Origin of the sequence: Lysobacter sp. CA196, assembly GCF_052078695.1 — a bacterium.
Classification (GTDB): domain Bacteria; phylum Pseudomonadota; class Gammaproteobacteria; order Xanthomonadales; family Xanthomonadaceae; genus Lysobacter.
This window is the reverse complement of sequence record NZ_JBQJIN010000014.1, coordinates 33,143-47,706: the sequence shown is the minus strand read 5'-3', so window position 1 is coordinate 47,706 and position 14,564 is coordinate 33,143. Positions and strand designations below refer to the sequence as shown.

Annotated in this window: 25 protein-coding genes; all 25 read left to right on the top strand. The window is 63.3% G+C overall.

Translation table 11 applies throughout. From position 1 onward, the window contains the following. The first annotated feature begins 50 nt into the window (after positions 1 to 50). Positions 51 to 425 carry a 30S ribosomal protein S12 gene (gene rpsL, locus ACTOWK_RS13920; RefSeq protein ID WP_031373762.1) on the top strand — a complete coding sequence of 125 codons (375 nt, stop codon included), beginning with the start codon at positions 51 to 53 and terminating at the stop codon, positions 423 to 425. A gap of 86 nt (positions 426 to 511) precedes the next feature. Further along, entirely contained in the window at positions 512 to 979 is a 468-nt protein-coding gene (rpsG, locus tag ACTOWK_RS13915; RefSeq protein ID WP_036115439.1) for a 30S ribosomal protein S7, read from the top strand. Positions 980 to 1,122: 143 nt separating this feature from the next. Then, positions 1,123 to 3,243, top strand: coding sequence for an elongation factor G (gene fusA, locus ACTOWK_RS13910; RefSeq protein WP_441330733.1), 2,121 nt, complete (start codon positions 1,123 to 1,125; stop codon positions 3,241 to 3,243). Positions 3,244 to 3,408: 165 nt separating this feature from the next. Continuing rightward, complete coding sequence (tuf, locus tag ACTOWK_RS13905) at positions 3,409 to 4,599, top strand: elongation factor Tu (protein WP_441330732.1); 1,191 nt, start codon at positions 3,409 to 3,411, stop codon at positions 4,597 to 4,599. A 514-nt stretch (positions 4,600 to 5,113) separates the two neighbouring features. Further along, positions 5,114 to 5,425: a 30S ribosomal protein S10 gene (gene rpsJ / locus ACTOWK_RS13900; RefSeq protein ID WP_031373837.1), complete on the top strand. Its 312-nt coding sequence runs from the start codon at positions 5,114 to 5,116 to the stop codon at positions 5,423 to 5,425. Between the two features lie 10 nt (positions 5,426 to 5,435). Continuing rightward, complete coding sequence (rplC, locus tag ACTOWK_RS13895) at positions 5,436 to 6,092, top strand: 50S ribosomal protein L3 (protein ID WP_031373836.1); 657 nt, start codon at positions 5,436 to 5,438, stop codon at positions 6,090 to 6,092. A gap of 2 nt (positions 6,093 to 6,094) precedes the next feature. Next, positions 6,095 to 6,700 (top strand): 50S ribosomal protein L4, encoded by a 606-nt coding sequence (rplD, locus tag ACTOWK_RS13890; protein WP_435395121.1) that lies wholly within the window; start codon positions 6,095 to 6,097, stop codon positions 6,698 to 6,700. Next, positions 6,697 to 6,993, top strand: a complete 297-nt coding sequence (gene rplW / locus ACTOWK_RS13885; protein WP_031373834.1) for a 50S ribosomal protein L23 — start codon at positions 6,697 to 6,699, stop codon at positions 6,991 to 6,993. The genes rplD and rplW overlap by 4 nt, the downstream gene beginning before the upstream one ends. Positions 6,994 to 7,003: 10 nt before the next feature. Beyond that, a complete protein-coding gene (rplB, locus tag ACTOWK_RS13880; protein WP_031373833.1) occupies positions 7,004 to 7,831 on the top strand; it encodes a 50S ribosomal protein L2 in 828 nt (275 codons plus the stop codon). Between the two features lie 6 nt (positions 7,832 to 7,837). Continuing rightward, complete coding sequence (gene rpsS, locus ACTOWK_RS13875) at positions 7,838 to 8,107, top strand: 30S ribosomal protein S19 (protein ID WP_031373832.1); 270 nt, start codon at positions 7,838 to 7,840, stop codon at positions 8,105 to 8,107. A gap of 10 nt (positions 8,108 to 8,117) precedes the next feature. Continuing rightward, complete coding sequence (rplV, locus tag ACTOWK_RS13870) at positions 8,118 to 8,453, top strand: 50S ribosomal protein L22 (protein WP_036149638.1); 336 nt, start codon at positions 8,118 to 8,120, stop codon at positions 8,451 to 8,453. 14 nt (positions 8,454 to 8,467) lie between these two features. Continuing rightward, on the top strand, positions 8,468 to 9,211 hold the full coding sequence (gene rpsC / locus ACTOWK_RS13865) for a 30S ribosomal protein S3 (RefSeq protein WP_031373830.1): 744 nt from the start codon (positions 8,468 to 8,470) through the stop codon (positions 9,209 to 9,211). A 6-nt stretch (positions 9,212 to 9,217) separates the two neighbouring features. Further along, on the top strand, positions 9,218 to 9,631 hold the full coding sequence (gene rplP / locus ACTOWK_RS13860) for a 50S ribosomal protein L16 (protein ID WP_031373829.1): 414 nt from the start codon (positions 9,218 to 9,220) through the stop codon (positions 9,629 to 9,631). After that, positions 9,631 to 9,816 (top strand): 50S ribosomal protein L29, encoded by a 186-nt coding sequence (rpmC, locus tag ACTOWK_RS13855; RefSeq protein WP_441330731.1) that lies wholly within the window; start codon positions 9,631 to 9,633, stop codon positions 9,814 to 9,816. Before rplP ends, rpmC begins: the two co-directional genes overlap by 1 nt. 9 nt (positions 9,817 to 9,825) lie before the next feature. Then, positions 9,826 to 10,095 (top strand): 30S ribosomal protein S17, encoded by a 270-nt coding sequence (gene rpsQ / locus ACTOWK_RS13850; protein WP_031373827.1) that lies wholly within the window; start codon positions 9,826 to 9,828, stop codon positions 10,093 to 10,095. Positions 10,096 to 10,109: 14 nt separating this feature from the next. Further along, a complete protein-coding gene (gene rplN / locus ACTOWK_RS13845; RefSeq protein ID WP_031373826.1) occupies positions 10,110 to 10,478 on the top strand; it encodes a 50S ribosomal protein L14 in 369 nt (122 codons plus the stop codon). Positions 10,479 to 10,493: 15 nt separating this feature from the next. Further along, a complete protein-coding gene (gene rplX, locus ACTOWK_RS13840) occupies positions 10,494 to 10,808 on the top strand; it encodes a 50S ribosomal protein L24 (protein WP_031373825.1) in 315 nt (104 codons plus the stop codon). An 11-nt stretch (positions 10,809 to 10,819) separates the two neighbouring features. Then, a complete protein-coding gene (rplE, locus tag ACTOWK_RS13835; protein WP_031373824.1) occupies positions 10,820 to 11,362 on the top strand; it encodes a 50S ribosomal protein L5 in 543 nt (180 codons plus the stop codon). Positions 11,363 to 11,379: 17 nt separating this feature from the next. Then, positions 11,380 to 11,685 carry a 30S ribosomal protein S14 gene (gene rpsN / locus ACTOWK_RS13830; protein ID WP_441330730.1) on the top strand — a complete coding sequence of 102 codons (306 nt, stop codon included), beginning with the start codon at positions 11,380 to 11,382 and terminating at the stop codon, positions 11,683 to 11,685. Positions 11,686 to 11,822: 137 nt separating this feature from the next. Next, on the top strand, positions 11,823 to 12,221 hold the full coding sequence (rpsH, locus tag ACTOWK_RS13825) for a 30S ribosomal protein S8 (RefSeq protein ID WP_031373822.1): 399 nt from the start codon (positions 11,823 to 11,825) through the stop codon (positions 12,219 to 12,221). Positions 12,222 to 12,235: 14 nt separating this feature from the next. Next, positions 12,236 to 12,763, top strand: coding sequence for a 50S ribosomal protein L6 (rplF, locus tag ACTOWK_RS13820; RefSeq protein WP_441330729.1), 528 nt, complete (start codon positions 12,236 to 12,238; stop codon positions 12,761 to 12,763). Positions 12,764 to 12,828: 65 nt separating this feature from the next. Continuing rightward, on the top strand, positions 12,829 to 13,182 hold the full coding sequence (rplR, locus tag ACTOWK_RS13815; protein ID WP_057918898.1) for a 50S ribosomal protein L18: 354 nt from the start codon (positions 12,829 to 12,831) through the stop codon (positions 13,180 to 13,182). A gap of 190 nt (positions 13,183 to 13,372) precedes the next feature. Next, on the top strand, positions 13,373 to 13,912 hold the full coding sequence (gene rpsE / locus ACTOWK_RS13810; RefSeq protein ID WP_441330792.1) for a 30S ribosomal protein S5: 540 nt from the start codon (positions 13,373 to 13,375) through the stop codon (positions 13,910 to 13,912). Continuing rightward, a complete protein-coding gene (rpmD, locus tag ACTOWK_RS13805) occupies positions 13,905 to 14,111 on the top strand; it encodes a 50S ribosomal protein L30 (protein ID WP_441330728.1) in 207 nt (68 codons plus the stop codon). Before rpsE ends, rpmD begins: the two co-directional genes overlap by 8 nt. Positions 14,112 to 14,121: 10 nt before the next feature. After that, positions 14,122 to 14,559, top strand: coding sequence for a 50S ribosomal protein L15 (rplO, locus tag ACTOWK_RS13800; protein WP_031373817.1), 438 nt, complete (start codon positions 14,122 to 14,124; stop codon positions 14,557 to 14,559). The last annotated feature ends 5 nt before the right edge of the window (positions 14,560 to 14,564 follow it).

Genomic DNA, 14,564 nt, shown 5'->3' with positions numbered 1-14,564 from the left:
GTTCGTTTCTCACGAAGCGGCCGCCCGGCCCCTCATCAATAGAGTTCTAGATGGCAACCATCAATCAGCTCGTCCGCAAGCCGCGGCAGGCGACCACCTACAAGAGCGCCTCGCCGGCGCTGGCGAATTGCCCGCAGCGTCGCGGCGTTTGCACCCGCGTTTACACCACGACCCCGAAGAAGCCGAACTCGGCTCTGCGCAAGGTCGCCAAGGTGCGCCTGACCAACGGCTACGAAATCATTTCGTACATCGGCGGCGAAGGCCACAACCTGCAGGAGCACTCGGTGGTCCTGATCCGCGGCGGTCGCGTCAAGGATCTGCCGGGCGTGCGCTACCACACCGTGCGCGGCTCGCTCGATGCCGCCGGTGTCGCCAAGCGTCGCCAGAGCCGTTCCAAGTACGGCGCCAAGCGTCCGAAGTCCTAAGCGCGTCGTTTCGACGGCCGGCGCTTCGCGTAAGCGCCCGCTTTTGGAAACACGTCTACCAAGAATCACGAGAATAGGTACGCACCATGTCGCGTAAAGGTTCCACCCCGCAGCGTTCGGTTCTGCCCGATCCCAAGCACGGCAGCGAGACGATCGCGCGCTTCATCAATATGGTCATGCAGAGCGGCAAGAAGTCCGTCGCCGAGAAGATCGTTTACGGCGCGATGGACGTCATCGGCGAAAAGAGCCCCAACGCTCTCGAGCTGGTCGAGAAGGCGTTGACCAACGTCTCTCCGTCGGTCGAAGTGAAGTCGCGTCGCGTCGGCGGCGCCACCTACCAGGTGCCGGTCGAAGTGCGTACGTCGCGCCGCATGGCGCTGGCGATGCGTTGGCTGATCGAGTCGGCGCGCAAGCGCGGCGAGAGCAGCATGCCGCGCAAGCTCGCCGCCGAACTGCTCGACGCCTCGGAAAACCGCGGCGCTGCGATCAAGAAGCGCGAAGAGACCCACCGCATGGCAGAAGCGAACCGCGCGTTCGCTCACTACCGCTGGTGATCGCGCGCCCTGGCGACAGGGCCTTCGCAACATCCGCATGAGATGTTGCCGCGGCGGCTAAAAGGCCGCCTAGCGAACCGGAGGCCGCCGATAAGGCGGCGTCCGGCCATTTGGAATTCGAAAACTTATTACGAGAGGGTCCCGTGGCTCGCACCACTCCCATCGAGCGTTACCGCAACTTCGGCATCATGGCGCACATCGACGCGGGTAAGACCACCACGTCCGAGCGCATCCTTTTCTACACCGGCGTCAGCCACAAGATCGGCGAAGTGCACGAAGGTGCCGCGACGATGGACTGGATGGAGCAGGAGCAGGAACGCGGCATCACCATCACGTCGGCAGCGACGACCGCGTTCTGGAAGGGCATGGACAAGTCCCTGCCCGAGCACCGTTTCAACATCATCGACACCCCCGGGCACGTCGACTTCACCATCGAAGTCGAGCGCTCCCTGCGCGTGCTCGACGGCGCGGTGTTCGTGCTGTGCGCCGTCGGTGGCGTGCAGCCGCAGTCGGAGACCGTGTGGCGCCAGGCCAACAAGTACTCCGTGCCGCGCATGGCCTTCGTCAACAAGATGGACCGTACCGGCGCCAACTTCGACAAGGTCGTCGAGCAGCTGAAGGCCCGCCTGGGCGCCTACGCCGTGCCGATGCAGGTGCCGATCGGCGCCGAAGAAGGCTTTGAAGGCGTGGTCGACCTGCTCAAGATGAAGGCCATCCATTGGGATGTCGCTTCGCAGGGCACCAAGTTCGAGTATCGCGAAGTGCCGGCCGATCTGCTGGCCACCGCCGAATCGGCTCGCGCATTCATGATCGAAGCCGCGGCGGAAGCCTCGGAAGAGCTCATGGACAAGTACCTCAACGAGGGCGAGCTGACCGAAGAAGAGATCGTCGCCGGTCTGCGCGCGCGCACCCTGCGCGTCGAGATCGTGCCGGTGTTCTGCGGCTCGGCGTTCAAGAACAAGGGCGTGCAGGCCATGCTCGACGGCGTGATCAACCTGTTGCCGTCGCCGTCCGACCGTCCGCCGGTCGCCGGCATCGACGAAGACGACAAGGAAGACACCCGCAAGGCGTCCGACGCCGAGCCGTTCTCGGCGCTGGCGTTCAAGATCATGACCGACCCGTTCGTGGGTTCGCTGACCTTCTTCCGCGTCTACTCGGGCGTGCTGAATTCGGGCGACCAGGTGTACAACCCGGTCAAGTCGAAGAAAGAACGCGTCGGCCGCATCCTGCAGATGCACGCCAACCAGCGCGACGAGATCAAGGAAGTCCGCGCCGGCGACATCGCCGCTGCCGTCGGCCTGAAGGACGTGACCACCGGCGACACGCTGTGCGCGCAGGATCACATCATTACCCTCGAGCGCATGATCTTCCCGGAGCCCGTCATCTCGATGGCGGTCGAACCGAAGACCAAGTCGGACCAGGAAAAGATGGGTATCGCCCTGGGCCGCCTGGCGCAGGAAGATCCCTCGTTCCGCGTGCGCACCGACGAAGAATCGGGCCAGACCATCATCGCCGGCATGGGCGAGCTGCACCTGGACATCCTCGTCGACCGCATGAAGCGCGAGTTCAACGTCGAAGCCAACGTCGGCAAGCCGCAGGTCGCTTACCGCGAGACCATCCGCAAGTCGGACGTCAAGTCGGATTACAAGCACGCCAAGCAGTCCGGCGGTAAGGGTCAGTACGGTCACGTCGTGATCGAGCTGTCGCCGATGAACGAGAAGGACCGCGCGCACGAAGACGTCGAGAACGATTTCCTGTTCGTCAACGACATCACCGGCGGCGTGATTCCGAAGGAATTCATCCCGGCGATCGAAAAGGGCCTGCGCGAAACCATCACCAGCGGCCCGCTGGCCGGCTTCCCGGTCGTGGGCGTCAAGGTCAAGCTGGTGTTCGGCTCGTACCACGACGTCGACTCCTCGGAAATGGCGTTCAAGCTCGCTTCGTCGATGGCGTTCAAGGAAGGTTTCCGCAAGGCCGATCCGGTCCTGCTGGAGCCGATGATGAAGGTCGAAGTCGTGACGCCGGAAGAGTACGTCGGCGACGTGATGGGCGACTTGAGCCGTCGTCGCGGCCTGTTGCAGGGCCAGGACGACACGCCGTCGGGCAAGACCATCAACGCGATGGTTCCGCTGGGCGAGATGTTCGGTTACGCCACGACCATCCGCTCGCTGACCCAGGGTCGCGCGACCTTCACGATGGAATTCGATCACTACGCCGAGGCGCCGAACAACATCGCCGAGACCGTGATCAAGAAGGGCGGCTGATAGCCGGGCTTCGGGGGTAGGGTTCGGGGTCCCCACGGCGGATTCCACCTGCTCCCGAACTCCGCATCGGTTCCCGGTCGAGAAACAACTTCAGTAAGGGATGGGCGGCTTCGTTCGCCGGTCCCACTCCCGAATCACGAATCATAGAACTCAAGAGAGACAATCATGGCTAAGGGTAAATTCGAGCGCACCAAGCCGCACGTGAACGTCGGCACGATCGGCCACGTTGACCACGGCAAGACGACGCTGACGGCGGCGCTGACGAAGGTGGGCGCCGAGCGTTTCGGTGGCGAGTTCAAGGCATACGACGCGATCGACGCGGCGCCGGAAGAAAAGGCGCGCGGCATCACGATCTCGACGGCACACGTGGAATACGAATCGGCGAACCGCCATTACGCGCACGTCGACTGCCCGGGCCACGCCGACTACGTGAAGAACATGATCACCGGTGCGGCGCAGATGGACGGCGCGATCCTGGTGTGCTCGGCCGCTGACGGCCCGATGCCGCAGACCCGCGAGCACATCCTGTTGTCGCGTCAGGTCGGCGTGCCGTACATCGTCGTGTTCCTGAACAAGGCCGACATGGTGGACGACGCCGAGCTGCTCGAACTGGTCGAGATGGAAGTGCGCGAGCTGCTGACCAAGTACGACTTCCCGGGCGACGACACCCCGATCATCCACGGTTCGGCGCGTCTGGCGCTGGAAGGCGACCAGAGCGAAATCGGCGTGCCGTCGATCCTGCGTCTGGTGGAAGCGCTGGACAGCTTCATCCCGCAGCCGGAGCGCGACGTCGACAAGCCGTTCCTGATGCCGGTGGAAGACGTGTTCTCGATCTCGGGCCGCGGCACCGTGGTGACCGGCCGTATCGAGCGCGGCATCGTGAAGGTCGGTGACGAAATCGAAATCGTCGGTATCCGTCCGACCCAGAAGACGACGGTCACGGGCGTGGAAATGTTCCGCAAGCTGCTCGACCAGGGTCAGGCGGGCGACAACGCCGGTCTGCTGCTGCGCGGCACCAAGCGCGACGACGTCGAGCGCGGCCAGGTGCTGTGCAAGCCGGGTTCGATCAAGCCGCACACCGACTTCGAAGCCGAAGTCTATGTGCTGTCGAAGGACGAAGGCGGCCGTCACACCCCGTTCTTCAAGGGCTACCGTCCGCAGTTCTACTTCCGCACCACCGACATCACCGGCGCTTGCGAGCTGCCGGAGGGCGTCGAGATGGTGATGCCCGGCGACAACGTGAAGATGGTGGTCACGCTGATCAACCCGGTGGCGATGGACGAAGGCCTGCGTTTCGCGATCCGCGAAGGCGGCCGTACCGTCGGCGCCGGCGTCGTGGCCAAGATCATCAAGTAAGGAACCGATTCGGGCGCGCCAAAAAGCGCGCCCGGGTCTGTCGGTTCGTTATTCCGCGAAAGCGGGGATCCATGGCCGGCAGTCGAGTTCCGCTCTAGGTCGAGGGCTGGGCCCTGAACGGGGTTCCAGCCCGTGCAATCCGCCATCAGGACAGGGTGCTTGCACTCTCCTCCCGGATGCATGTAGAATGCGCGACCACCGTGCCACCCCTGTTTACGCCGGGGCGGCACGACCAGCGAAATGAGGTGCAGGACGCGCCTCGTATTCGCCAGACAAGGACATGTCGCACGGCTGCGCTCCGTACGTTCCGGGCCCTCGGGCTTCCAAGGAACAGTAAACGGGGCCTTTTGTGCGTTCCAATCCTTTCTGGGCGGGTCGGGCAACCGGCCTGCCTTAGTTTTTACCAGGCAAGGAGGCTCCGGGGCGTGGGTGTAGTCCTGGAGTGTTTGCGTTTTCGTGGGGCTCGGCACACCCAGAGGCCGGCCCGTCGCTCTTTTAACCAAGGAATTCCGTCATGGCGGACCAAAAGATCCGGATTCGGCTGAAGGCGTACGATCATCGTTTGATCGACCGCTCGGCCAGCGAGATCGTCGAGACAGCTAAGCGGACCGGCGCGCAAGTGCGCGGCCCGATCCCGCTGCCGACCAAGATCGAGCGTTACACCATCCTGGTGTCCCCGCACGTCGACAAAGACGCGCGTGACCAGTATGAAACCCGCACGCACAAGCGCGTGCTCGACATCATCGACCCGAACGACAAGACCGTAGACGCGCTGATGAAGCTCGAGCTGGCGGCTGGCGTCGATGTGCAGATCAAGCTGACCTGAGGCCACCACCATGACCGCGAAGAAATATTCGTTGGGCATCGTCGGTCGCAAGGCCGGCATGAGCCGCTTCTTCACTGAAGACGGCAAGTCGGTTCCGGTGACCCTGATCGAGGCGACCCCGAACCGTATTACCCAGATCAAGACCACGGACACCGACGGCTACAGCGCCGTGCAGGTTACCGTCGGCGTGCGCCGCGCTGCGCTCGTCAACAAGCCCGAAGCCGGACACCTCGCCAAGGCGAAGGTCGAAGCCGGCCGCGGCTTGTGGGAGCTGCGCGTGGAAGACGACAAGATCGGCGCGTTCGAAGTCGGCGGCGAAATCAAGGCCGACATCTTCGAAGTGGGCCAGATCGTCGACGTCCAGGGCATCACCAAGGGCAAGGGCTTCCAGGGCACGATCAAGCGCTGGAACTTCAGCATGGGCGACGCGACGCACGGTAACTCGTTGTCGCACCGTTCGCCGGGTTCGATCGGCCAGCGCCAGACGCCGGGCCGCGTTTTCCCGGGTAAGAAGATGTCCGGTCACATGGGCGCCGTTCAGCAGAGCACGCAGGGCCTGGAAGTGGTCAAGGTCGACGCCGAGCGCGGCCTGATCGCGATCAAGGGCGCCGTGCCGGGCGCTCCGGGCGGCGACGTGATCGTCCGTCCGTCGAGCAAGGGAGTATGACGATGGAACTTGCCATCAACGGTAGCGACAAGAAGCTGTCGGTTTCCGACGCCATCTTCGATCGCGAATTCAGCGAAGACCTGGTCCACCAGGTCGTTGTGGCCTACCGCAACGCGGGCCGCGCCGGCACCAAGGCGCAGAAGACGCGTTCTGAAGTCAACGGCACCACCAAGAAGTCGAAGAAGCAGAAGGGCGGCGGTGCGCGTCACGGCGCGCTGACGGCTCCGATCTTCGTCGGCGGCGGCGTGACCTTCGCGGCCAAGCCGCGCAGCTTCGCCCAGAAGGTGAACCGCAAGATGTACCGCGCAGCGATGGCTGCGATCCTGTCGGAATTGAACCGCCAGGGCCGCATCACCGTCGTCGAGAAGCTGGACATCGAGACGCCGAAGACCTCGGGCATGGTCGCCATGCTGAAGTCGCTCGAAATGGGCCGTCGTCCGCTGCTCGTCACCGAGGAAGCTTCCGAGAATCTGTACCTCTCGGCTCGCAACCTGCCCTATGTGGAAGTCCGCGACGTGCAGGGACTCGATCCGGTGGCCCTCGTCGGCGCCGATTCGATCGTGTTCACCGCCGATGCGGTCAAGAAGATCGAGGAGTGGCTGGCATGAACGAGGCCAAGCTCTACAGCATCATCCGTGCGCCGCGCGTGTCCGAAAAGACCGCACGTCTGCAGGAAGTATCCAACCAATACGTCTTCGAAGTCGCGACGGACGCTACCAAGGCCGACATCAAGGTCGCCGTGGAAAAGCTGTTCGACGTTAAGGTCGAGGCGGTGAATGTGGTCAACGTGAAAGGCAAGAACAAGGCCTTCAAGTTCCGCATGGGCCGTCGCGCCGACTGGCGCAAGGCGTACGTGAAGCTGGCCGAAGGCCAGTCGATCGACGTAATGGCCAAGGCCTGAGGAAAGACCCATGGCATTGATGACTTTCAAGCCCACTTCCGCCGGCCGCCGCAACGCGGTCCGCGTCGTGACGCCGGGCCTGCACAAGGGCGCGCCGCACGCGGCGTTGGTCGAAAAGCAGAGCAAGAGCGGCGGTCGTAACCACCACGGCCGCATCACCACCCGTCACATCGGTGGTGGTCACAAGCAGCACTACCGCATCATCGACTTCAAGCGCGACAAGGAAGGCATTCCGGCGCGCGTGGAGCGGATCGAATACGATCCCAACCGCACCGCGCACATCGCGCTGCTGTGCTACGTCGATGGCGAGCGCCGTTACATCATCGCCCCGAAGGGCCTGAAGGACGGCGATCAGGTGATCGCTGGCCGCGATGCTCCGATCCGCGTCGGCAACACGCTGCCGCTGACCAACATCCCGGTCGGTTCGACGGTGCATTGCATCGAAATGAAGCCGGGCAAGGGCGCTCAGATCGCTCGCGCCGCAGGCGCCGGCGTGCAGCTGGTCGCTCGCGAGCAGGGCTACGCCACGCTGCGTCTTCGCTCCGGCGAAATGCGCAAGGTGCCGGTCGAGTGCCGCGCAACCATCGGCGAAGTCGGCAACGACGAGCACAGCCTCGAAAAGCTGGGCAAGGCCGGTGCCAAGCGCTGGCGCGGCATCAAGCCGACCGTCCGCGGCGCCGCCATGAACCCCGTCGACCATCCGCACGGTGGTGGTGAGGCGAAGGCTGGCCAGGGCAACCCGCATCCGGTCACCCCCTGGGGTGTTCCGACCAAGGGTTACAAGACGCGCAAGAACAAGCGCACTTCGCAATTCATCGTGCGCGATCGCAGGGGTTAATCGGCCATGGCACGTTCACTCAAAAAGGGTCCGTTCGTCGACCACCATCTCATCAAGAAGGTGGAGACCGCGGGCAACAACAAGAAGCCGATCAAGACCTGGTCGCGCCGCTCGATGGTGCTGCCGGAAATGGTGGGCTTCACCATCGCCGTGCATAACGGCAAAAACCACATCCCGGTGCTGGTCAACGAGAACATGGTTGGCCACAAGCTTGGCGAATTCGCTTTGACCCGTACGTTCAAGGGTCACGGCGGCGACAAGAAGTCGGGTAAGTAAGGAGATGACCATGGAAGCGAAAGCCATCCTGCGCACCGCGCGCATCTCCCCGCAGAAGGCCCGCCTGGTCGCCGACCAGGTGCGCGGTCTGTCCGCCGAGCGCGCCGTCAACCTGCTGAAGTTCTCGGACAAGAAGGCAGCTGCACTGATCCGCAAGGTCGTGGAGTCCGCCATCGCGAACGCCGAGAACAACCAGGGCGCCGACGTTGACGAACTCAAGGTCACGACCATCATGGTGGACGAGGGTCCCGCACTGAAGCGCTTCATGGCTCGTGCGAAAGGCCGCGGCACCCGCATCCTCAAGCGCACCAGCCACATCACTGTGGTTGTGGGCGCGGGCAAGTAAGGCGGAGTCAGACAATGGGTCATAAAGTACATCCGACCGGAATCCGCCTGGGCATTGCCAAGGACTGGAATTCGAAGTGGTTTGCCGGCAAGAAGCAGTATGCCGAGTACCTCGCCGCCGACCTCAAGGTCCGCGAGATGCTCCGCAAGAAGCTCGCTCAGGCTGGTATTTCCAAGATCTTCATCGAGCGTCCGGCGAACAATGCCCGCGTGACGATCCACACCGCCCGTCCGGGCGTGGTGATCGGCAAGCGCGGCGAGGACATCGAGAAGCTGCGTAAGGAAGTCAGCGCATTGATGGGCGTCCCGGCGCACATCAACGTGACCGAGGTCCGCAAGCCGGAACTCGACGCGCAGCTGGTCGCCGAATCGATCGCACAGCAGCTCGAGCGTCGCATCATGTTCCGCCGCGCGATGAAGCGTGCCGTCGGCAACGCGATGCGCCTGGGTGCCCTCGGCATCAAGGTCAACGTCGCCGGCCGTCTCAACGGCGCCGAAATCGCGCGTTCGGAGTGGTACCGCGAAGGTCGCGTGCCGCTGCATACGCTGCGTGCCGACATCGACTACGGCTTCGCAGAAGCCAAGACGACCTACGGCATCATCGGCATCAAGACCTGGATCTATAAGGGCGAAGTGTTCGACTTCTCCCAGGTGGGCCAGGAGAAGCAGGACGATTCCCCGCGCAGCGATCGTGGTGACCGCGGCGACCGCGGTGATCGTAACGACCGTCCGGGCCGTCCGGCCCGCGAACAGAGGTAATCCGTCATGTTGCAACCCAAGAGAACCAAGTACCGCAAGGTACACAAGGGCCGCAATGATGGCCTGAGCTGGAGCGGCAACGCCGTCAGCTTCGGCGAGTACGGCCTCAAGGCCACCGCTCACGGCCAGCTCACTGCGCGTCAGATCGAAGCGGCCCGCCGCTCGATCAGCCGTTACGTCAAGCGTGGCGGCAAGATGTGGATCCGCGTGTTCCCGGACAAGCCGATCACCAAAAAGCCGATCGAAGTCCGAATGGGCTCCGGTAAGGGCAACGTCGAGTACTGGGTCGCTCAGATCCAGCCCGGTCGCATGATTTACGAGATCGAAGGCGTGGGCGAGGACGTGGCGCGCGAAGCGTTCCGTCTGGCCGCCGCCAAGCTCTCGGTGACCACCACTTTCGTTACCCGGACGGTGCGCTAATGGAACTCAAGCAACTGCGCGAGAAGTCGGCCGACCAACTGAAGGCCCACCTGGTGGACCTGCATAAGGAGAGCTTCGCTCTGCGCATGCAGAAGGCCACCGGCCAGCTCGCCAAGACTCATGAAGCCCGCCGTGTGAAGCGCGAAATTGCTCGCGTCAACATGCTGCTGGGTGAGAAGAAGTAAGGACCCGCCATGACCGACAACAATACAGACAAGGCGCTGCGCACGGTTGAAGGCCGGGTCGTCAGCAACAAGATGGACAAGACCGTCACCGTGCTCGTCGAACGCCAGGTCAAGCACGCGCTGTACGGCAAGTACATCCGTCGCTCGTCCAAGCTCCACGCTCACGACGCCGAGAACGCCTGCAAAGAAGGCGATATCGTCCGCGTGAAGGAGATTGCTCCGATGTCCAAGACCAAGAACTGGAGCGTGGTTGAAATCGTCAGCCGCGCGGCCGAATAAGAGGAGGCTGAACCATGATCCAGATGCAAAGCTACCTCGGCGTGGCCGACAACTCCGGTGCTAAGGAAGTGATGTGCATCAAGGTGCTCGGCGGCTCCAAGCGCCGTTACGCGCACATTGGCGACATCATCAAGGTCACCGTGAAGGACGCGATCCCGCGCGGCAAGGTCAAGAAGGGCGACGTTTACGACGCCGTCGTGGTCCGCACCCGCAAGGGCGTGCGTCGCCCGGACGGCTCGCTGATCCGCTTCGATGGCAACGCTGCGGTGTTGCTCAACAATAAGCATGAGCCGATCGGCACCCGTATCTTCGGGCCCGTGACTCGCGAGCTTCGCTCCGAGAAGTTCATGAAGATCGTCTCGCTCGCGCCTGAAGTGCTCTGAGCGGAGGAACTAGACATGAACCGTATCAAGAAGGGCGATCAAGTCATCGTCACCGCCGGCAAGGACAAGGGCAAGAAGGGTGATGTGGTGCGCGTGCTCGGCGACAAAGTCGTCGTCGCGAACATCAACATCATCAAGCGCCACACCAAGCCGAATCCGCAGGCCAACCAGCCGGGCGGCGTGATCGAGCGCGAAGCGCCGATTCACATTTCCAACGTCATGCTGTTCAACCCGGCCACCGGCAAGGGCGAACGCATCGGTTTCAAGATGCTGGAGGATGGACGCAAACTGCGTGTGTTCCGCTCCAGTGGTGAGGCGGTTGACGCCTGAGGAATGCTGAAATGACCACCCGGCTCGAAGAGTTTTACAAGAAAGAAGTGGTTCCGGCGCTGACCGAAAAGTTCGGCTACAAGAACCCGATGGAAGTGCCGCGCCTCGTCAAGATCACGCTGAACATGGGCGTGGGCGAAGCCGCCACCAACAAGAAGATCCTGGAAAATGCCGTCGCCGACATGACCAAGATCGCCGGCCAGAAGCCGATCGTGACCAAGTCCCGCGTGTCGGTGGCTTCGTTCAAGATCCGCGACGGCTGGCCGATCGGCGCCAAGGTCACCCTGCGCCGCGCGAAGATGTACGAGTTCCTCGATCGCCTGGTCAACATCTCGTTGCCGCGCGTGCGCGACTTCCGTGGCGTGTCCGGCCGTTCGTTCGACGGCCGCGGCAACTACAACATGGGCGTCAAGGAACAGATCATCTTCCCGGAAATCGATTTCGACCAGGTCGACGCGCTGCGCGGCATGGACATCGCGATCACCACGACCGCGAAGACCGATGCCGAGGCCAAGGCCCTGCTCGAAGCCTTCCGCTTCCCGTTCCGCAACTGATACTTAAGGATTGAACAATGGCTAAGACTTCCATGGTCAACCGCGAGGTCAAGCGGGCCAAGCTGGCGAAGAAGTTCGCCGGCAAGCGCGAAGCACTGAAGAAGATCATCTCCAGCGACGCGTCCTCCTACGAGGACAAGGCCGAGGCGGTGATCAAGCTGTCCAAGCTGCCCCGCGACTCCTCGCCGAGCCGTCAGCGCAACCGTTGCGCCCTGACCGGCCGCTCGCGCGGCGTCTACAGCAAGTTCGGCCTCGGCCGCAACAAGCTGCGCGAAGCCACCATGCGCGGCGACGTGCCTGGTCTTCGCAAGGCAAGCTGGTAAGATAGTCGGCTTTCCCGGATCCACCGCCGCGGCCTTCGGGTCGCGGCGGCGCTTCTGGGGGCTGCTGCAACAAAGCGTTACTACTACTGAAATTCGCAATTCCGCGGATATCGGTGCTACTCATAAGGTGAATCTCAATGAGCATGACTGATCCCATCGCCGACATGCTGGTCCGCATCAAGAATGCGGCCGCTGTGCGCAAGCCGACGGTGAAGATGCCGTCGTCCAAGGTCAAGGTGGCCATCGCGGCCGTGTTGAAGGACGAGGGTTACATCCTGGATTCCCGCGTGACGGAAGTCGCTCCGGGCAAGTCCGAACTCGAAATTTCGCTGAAGTACTACGAAGGCAAGCCGGTGATCGAGCGCCTCCAGCGCTACTCCCGCTCGGGCCTGCGTCAGTACCGCGGCAAGGAAGCGCTGCCCAAGGTCCTCGGCGGCCTGGGTATCGCCATCATCTCCACCTCGAAAGGCATCATGACCGATGCGCAGGCGCGCCAGCAGGGCGTCGGCGGTGAAGTCCTGTGCTTCGTGGCCTAAGGGAGTAAACGACCATGTCCCGAGTTGCCAAGAAGCCGATCGCCCTGCCGAAGGGTGTTGAGCTGAACGTCCAGTCCGATTCGATCGTCGCCAAGGGCCCGAAGGGCTCGCTGTCGATCGCCAAGCCGGCCGCCATCAATCTGAAGGTCGAGAACGGCGAAGCGCTGTTCGCGACCGAAGACGCGGCGCTGATCCCGCTGACCGGCACCCTGCGCGCCATCCTCGCCAACATGGTGAAGGGCGTGTCGGAAGGCTTCGAGCGCAAGCTCGAGCTGGTCGGCGTCGGCTACCGCGCCTCGATGGCCGGTGCCGATCTGAACCTGTCGCTGGGTTTCTCGCATCCGGTCCTGTTCAAGGCCCCGGAAGGCATCACCATCGCCACGCCGACCCAGACCGAGATCCTGGTCTCGGGCGCGGACAAGCAGCGCGTCGGTGAAGTCGCCGCCAAGATTCGCGGTTTCCGTCCGCCGGAGCCCTATAAGGGCAAGGGTGTGAAGTACGCCGGCGAAGTCATCATCCGTAAGGAAGCCAAGAAGGCCTAACGGGTAGGGCGCCGGTTCCGTACCGGCCCCAAAACACCAAGCTTTCAGCTTTCGGAGATCAGAACATGAACAAGAACATCGCTCGTCTGCGTCGCGCCAAGTCGACCCGTTCGCACATCCGCAACCTCGGCGTCGCCCGCCTGACCGTGCTCCGCACCGGCCAGCACCTGTACGCGCAGGTCTTCACCGCCGACGGCTCCAAGGTCCTGGCCACGGCTTCGACCGTCCAGGCCGACGTCAAGGAAGGCCTGAAGAACGGCAAGAACGCCGAAGCCGCCGTCAAGGTCGGCAAGCTGATCGCCGAGCGCGCCAAGGCTGCCGGTATCGAGAAGGTCGCCTTCGACCGCTCGGGCTACCGCTACCACGGCCGCATCAAGGCGCTGGCCGATGCCGCGCGTGAAGGCGGTCTGCAGTTCTAAGCATCCAGGCCCTTCACGGGCTTGAAAGCGTGGAGATTCGTCTCCACGCCTGATGCAGCGAATCGTTTCACCCGCCGACGCGGGCTGCGTCGGGCGCGATGACGGATTCCCGCCATCGCTGCAACACCCGAGTCACATCACAATCATAAGCGGCGACGCCGCAAATCCCTTCAATAAACGAGACATCGAAATGGCAGACGATAGAGCACCGCGGGGCCGCGACCGTGATCGCAACCGCGAAGAAATCGACGACGGCATGATCGAGAAGCTGATCGCGGTCAACCGCGTCAGCAAGACGGTCAAGGGCGGTCGCCAGTTCACCTTCACCGCTTTGACGGTGGTGGGCGACGGCAACGGCAAGGTCGGCTTCGGCTACGGCAAGGCGCGCGAAGTGCCGGTCGCGATCCAGAAGTCGATGGAATACGCCCGCAAGGCGATGAACAACGTGGACCTCAACGGCGGCACTTTGTGGCACGCCGTGAAGTCGGGCCACGGCGCGGCGCATGTGTTCATGCAGCCGGCGTCGGAAGGTACCGGCGTGATCGCCGGTGGCGCGATGCGCGCCGTGCTGGAAGCGGTCGGCGTCAAGAACGTGTTGGCCAAGGCCACCGGTTCGCGTAACCCGATCAACCTGGTTCGCGCCACGCTGAAGGGTCTGACCGGCATGCACTCGCCGGCCAAGATCGCTGCCAAGCGCGGCAAGAAGGTGGAGGATCTGAACCATGGCTAAGGCAGAGAACAAGGCCGTCGAAGGCGGCACCGTCACCGTGCGCCTGGTCAAGGGCCTGCGCGGTTGCCAGGGCCGTCACCGCCTGTCGGTGAAGGCGCTTGGCCTGAACAAGCTGAACGACGTGCGCGTGCTGAAAGACAGCCCGCAGGTTCGTGGTCTGATCAACACGGTCCACTACCTGGTTCAGGTCGAGGGCTAAGGAGAACATCATGCGTCTCAATACACTCAAGCCGGCTGACGGCGCCCGCGAAGACCGCAAGCGCGTCGGTCGCGGTATCGGTTCCGGCCTCGGCAAGACCGCCGGCCGCGGCCACAAGGGTTCGTTCGCCCGTTCGGGCAAGGGCAAGATCAAGGCCGGTTTCGAAGGCGGCCAGATGCCCATGCAGCGTCGTCTGCCGAAGATCGGCTTCCGCTCCAAGCTGAAGAACGACACGGCCGAAGTGCTGCTGTACCAGCTGGACAAGCTGGACGCCGGCGACGTCGATTTTGCCGCCCTCAAGGCCGCCAAGCTCGTTCCGAGCTCGGCCAAGCAGGCCAAGATCGTCAAGAAGGGCGAGCTCACCAAGAAGTTCGTACTCAAGGGCGTGCTGGCCACGGCCGGCGCCAAGGCCGCCGTCGAAGCGGCCGGCGGCAAGGTCGAGGAGTAAACGAC

Excerpts from the sequence above, each read along its gene's own strand:
- rpsJ (WP_031373837.1), top strand. The coding sequence starts at position 5,114 with ATGGCGGACCAAAAGATCCGGATTCGGCTGAAGGCGTACGATCATCGT.
- rplO (WP_031373817.1), top strand. The coding sequence starts at position 14,122 with ATGCGTCTCAATACACTCAAGCCGGCTGACGGCGCCCGCGAAGACCGC.
- rplX (WP_031373825.1), top strand. The coding sequence starts at position 10,494 with ATGAACCGTATCAAGAAGGGCGATCAAGTCATCGTCACCGCCGGCAAG.
- rpsH (WP_031373822.1), top strand. The coding sequence starts at position 11,823 with ATGAGCATGACTGATCCCATCGCCGACATGCTGGTCCGCATCAAGAAT.
- rpsE (WP_441330792.1), top strand. The coding sequence starts at position 13,373 with ATGGCAGACGATAGAGCACCGCGGGGCCGCGACCGTGATCGCAACCGC.
- rplD (WP_435395121.1), top strand. The coding sequence starts at position 6,095 with ATGGAACTTGCCATCAACGGTAGCGACAAGAAGCTGTCGGTTTCCGAC.
- rplP (WP_031373829.1), top strand. The coding sequence starts at position 9,218 with ATGTTGCAACCCAAGAGAACCAAGTACCGCAAGGTACACAAGGGCCGC.
- rplE (WP_031373824.1), top strand. The coding sequence starts at position 10,820 with ATGACCACCCGGCTCGAAGAGTTTTACAAGAAAGAAGTGGTTCCGGCG.
- rplC (WP_031373836.1), top strand. The coding sequence starts at position 5,436 with ATGACCGCGAAGAAATATTCGTTGGGCATCGTCGGTCGCAAGGCCGGC.
- rpsS (WP_031373832.1), top strand. The coding sequence starts at position 7,838 with ATGGCACGTTCACTCAAAAAGGGTCCGTTCGTCGACCACCATCTCATC.
- rplW (WP_031373834.1), top strand. The coding sequence starts at position 6,697 with ATGAACGAGGCCAAGCTCTACAGCATCATCCGTGCGCCGCGCGTGTCC.
- rpsL (WP_031373762.1), top strand. The coding sequence starts at position 51 with ATGGCAACCATCAATCAGCTCGTCCGCAAGCCGCGGCAGGCGACCACC.
- rplN (WP_031373826.1), top strand. The coding sequence starts at position 10,110 with ATGATCCAGATGCAAAGCTACCTCGGCGTGGCCGACAACTCCGGTGCT.
- rplR (WP_057918898.1), top strand. The coding sequence starts at position 12,829 with ATGAACAAGAACATCGCTCGTCTGCGTCGCGCCAAGTCGACCCGTTCG.
- rpsN (WP_441330730.1), top strand. The coding sequence starts at position 11,380 with ATGGCTAAGACTTCCATGGTCAACCGCGAGGTCAAGCGGGCCAAGCTG.
- rplF (WP_441330729.1), top strand. The coding sequence starts at position 12,236 with ATGTCCCGAGTTGCCAAGAAGCCGATCGCCCTGCCGAAGGGTGTTGAG.
- rpsQ (WP_031373827.1), top strand. The coding sequence starts at position 9,826 with ATGACCGACAACAATACAGACAAGGCGCTGCGCACGGTTGAAGGCCGG.
- rpmC (WP_441330731.1), top strand. The coding sequence starts at position 9,631 with ATGGAACTCAAGCAACTGCGCGAGAAGTCGGCCGACCAACTGAAGGCC.
- rplV (WP_036149638.1), top strand. The coding sequence starts at position 8,118 with ATGGAAGCGAAAGCCATCCTGCGCACCGCGCGCATCTCCCCGCAGAAG.
- rpmD (WP_441330728.1), top strand. The coding sequence starts at position 13,905 with ATGGCTAAGGCAGAGAACAAGGCCGTCGAAGGCGGCACCGTCACCGTG.
- rpsG (WP_036115439.1), top strand. The coding sequence starts at position 512 with ATGTCGCGTAAAGGTTCCACCCCGCAGCGTTCGGTTCTGCCCGATCCC.
- rplB (WP_031373833.1), top strand. The coding sequence starts at position 7,004 with ATGGCATTGATGACTTTCAAGCCCACTTCCGCCGGCCGCCGCAACGCG.
- rpsC (WP_031373830.1), top strand. The coding sequence starts at position 8,468 with ATGGGTCATAAAGTACATCCGACCGGAATCCGCCTGGGCATTGCCAAG.
- tuf (WP_441330732.1), top strand. The coding sequence starts at position 3,409 with ATGGCTAAGGGTAAATTCGAGCGCACCAAGCCGCACGTGAACGTCGGC.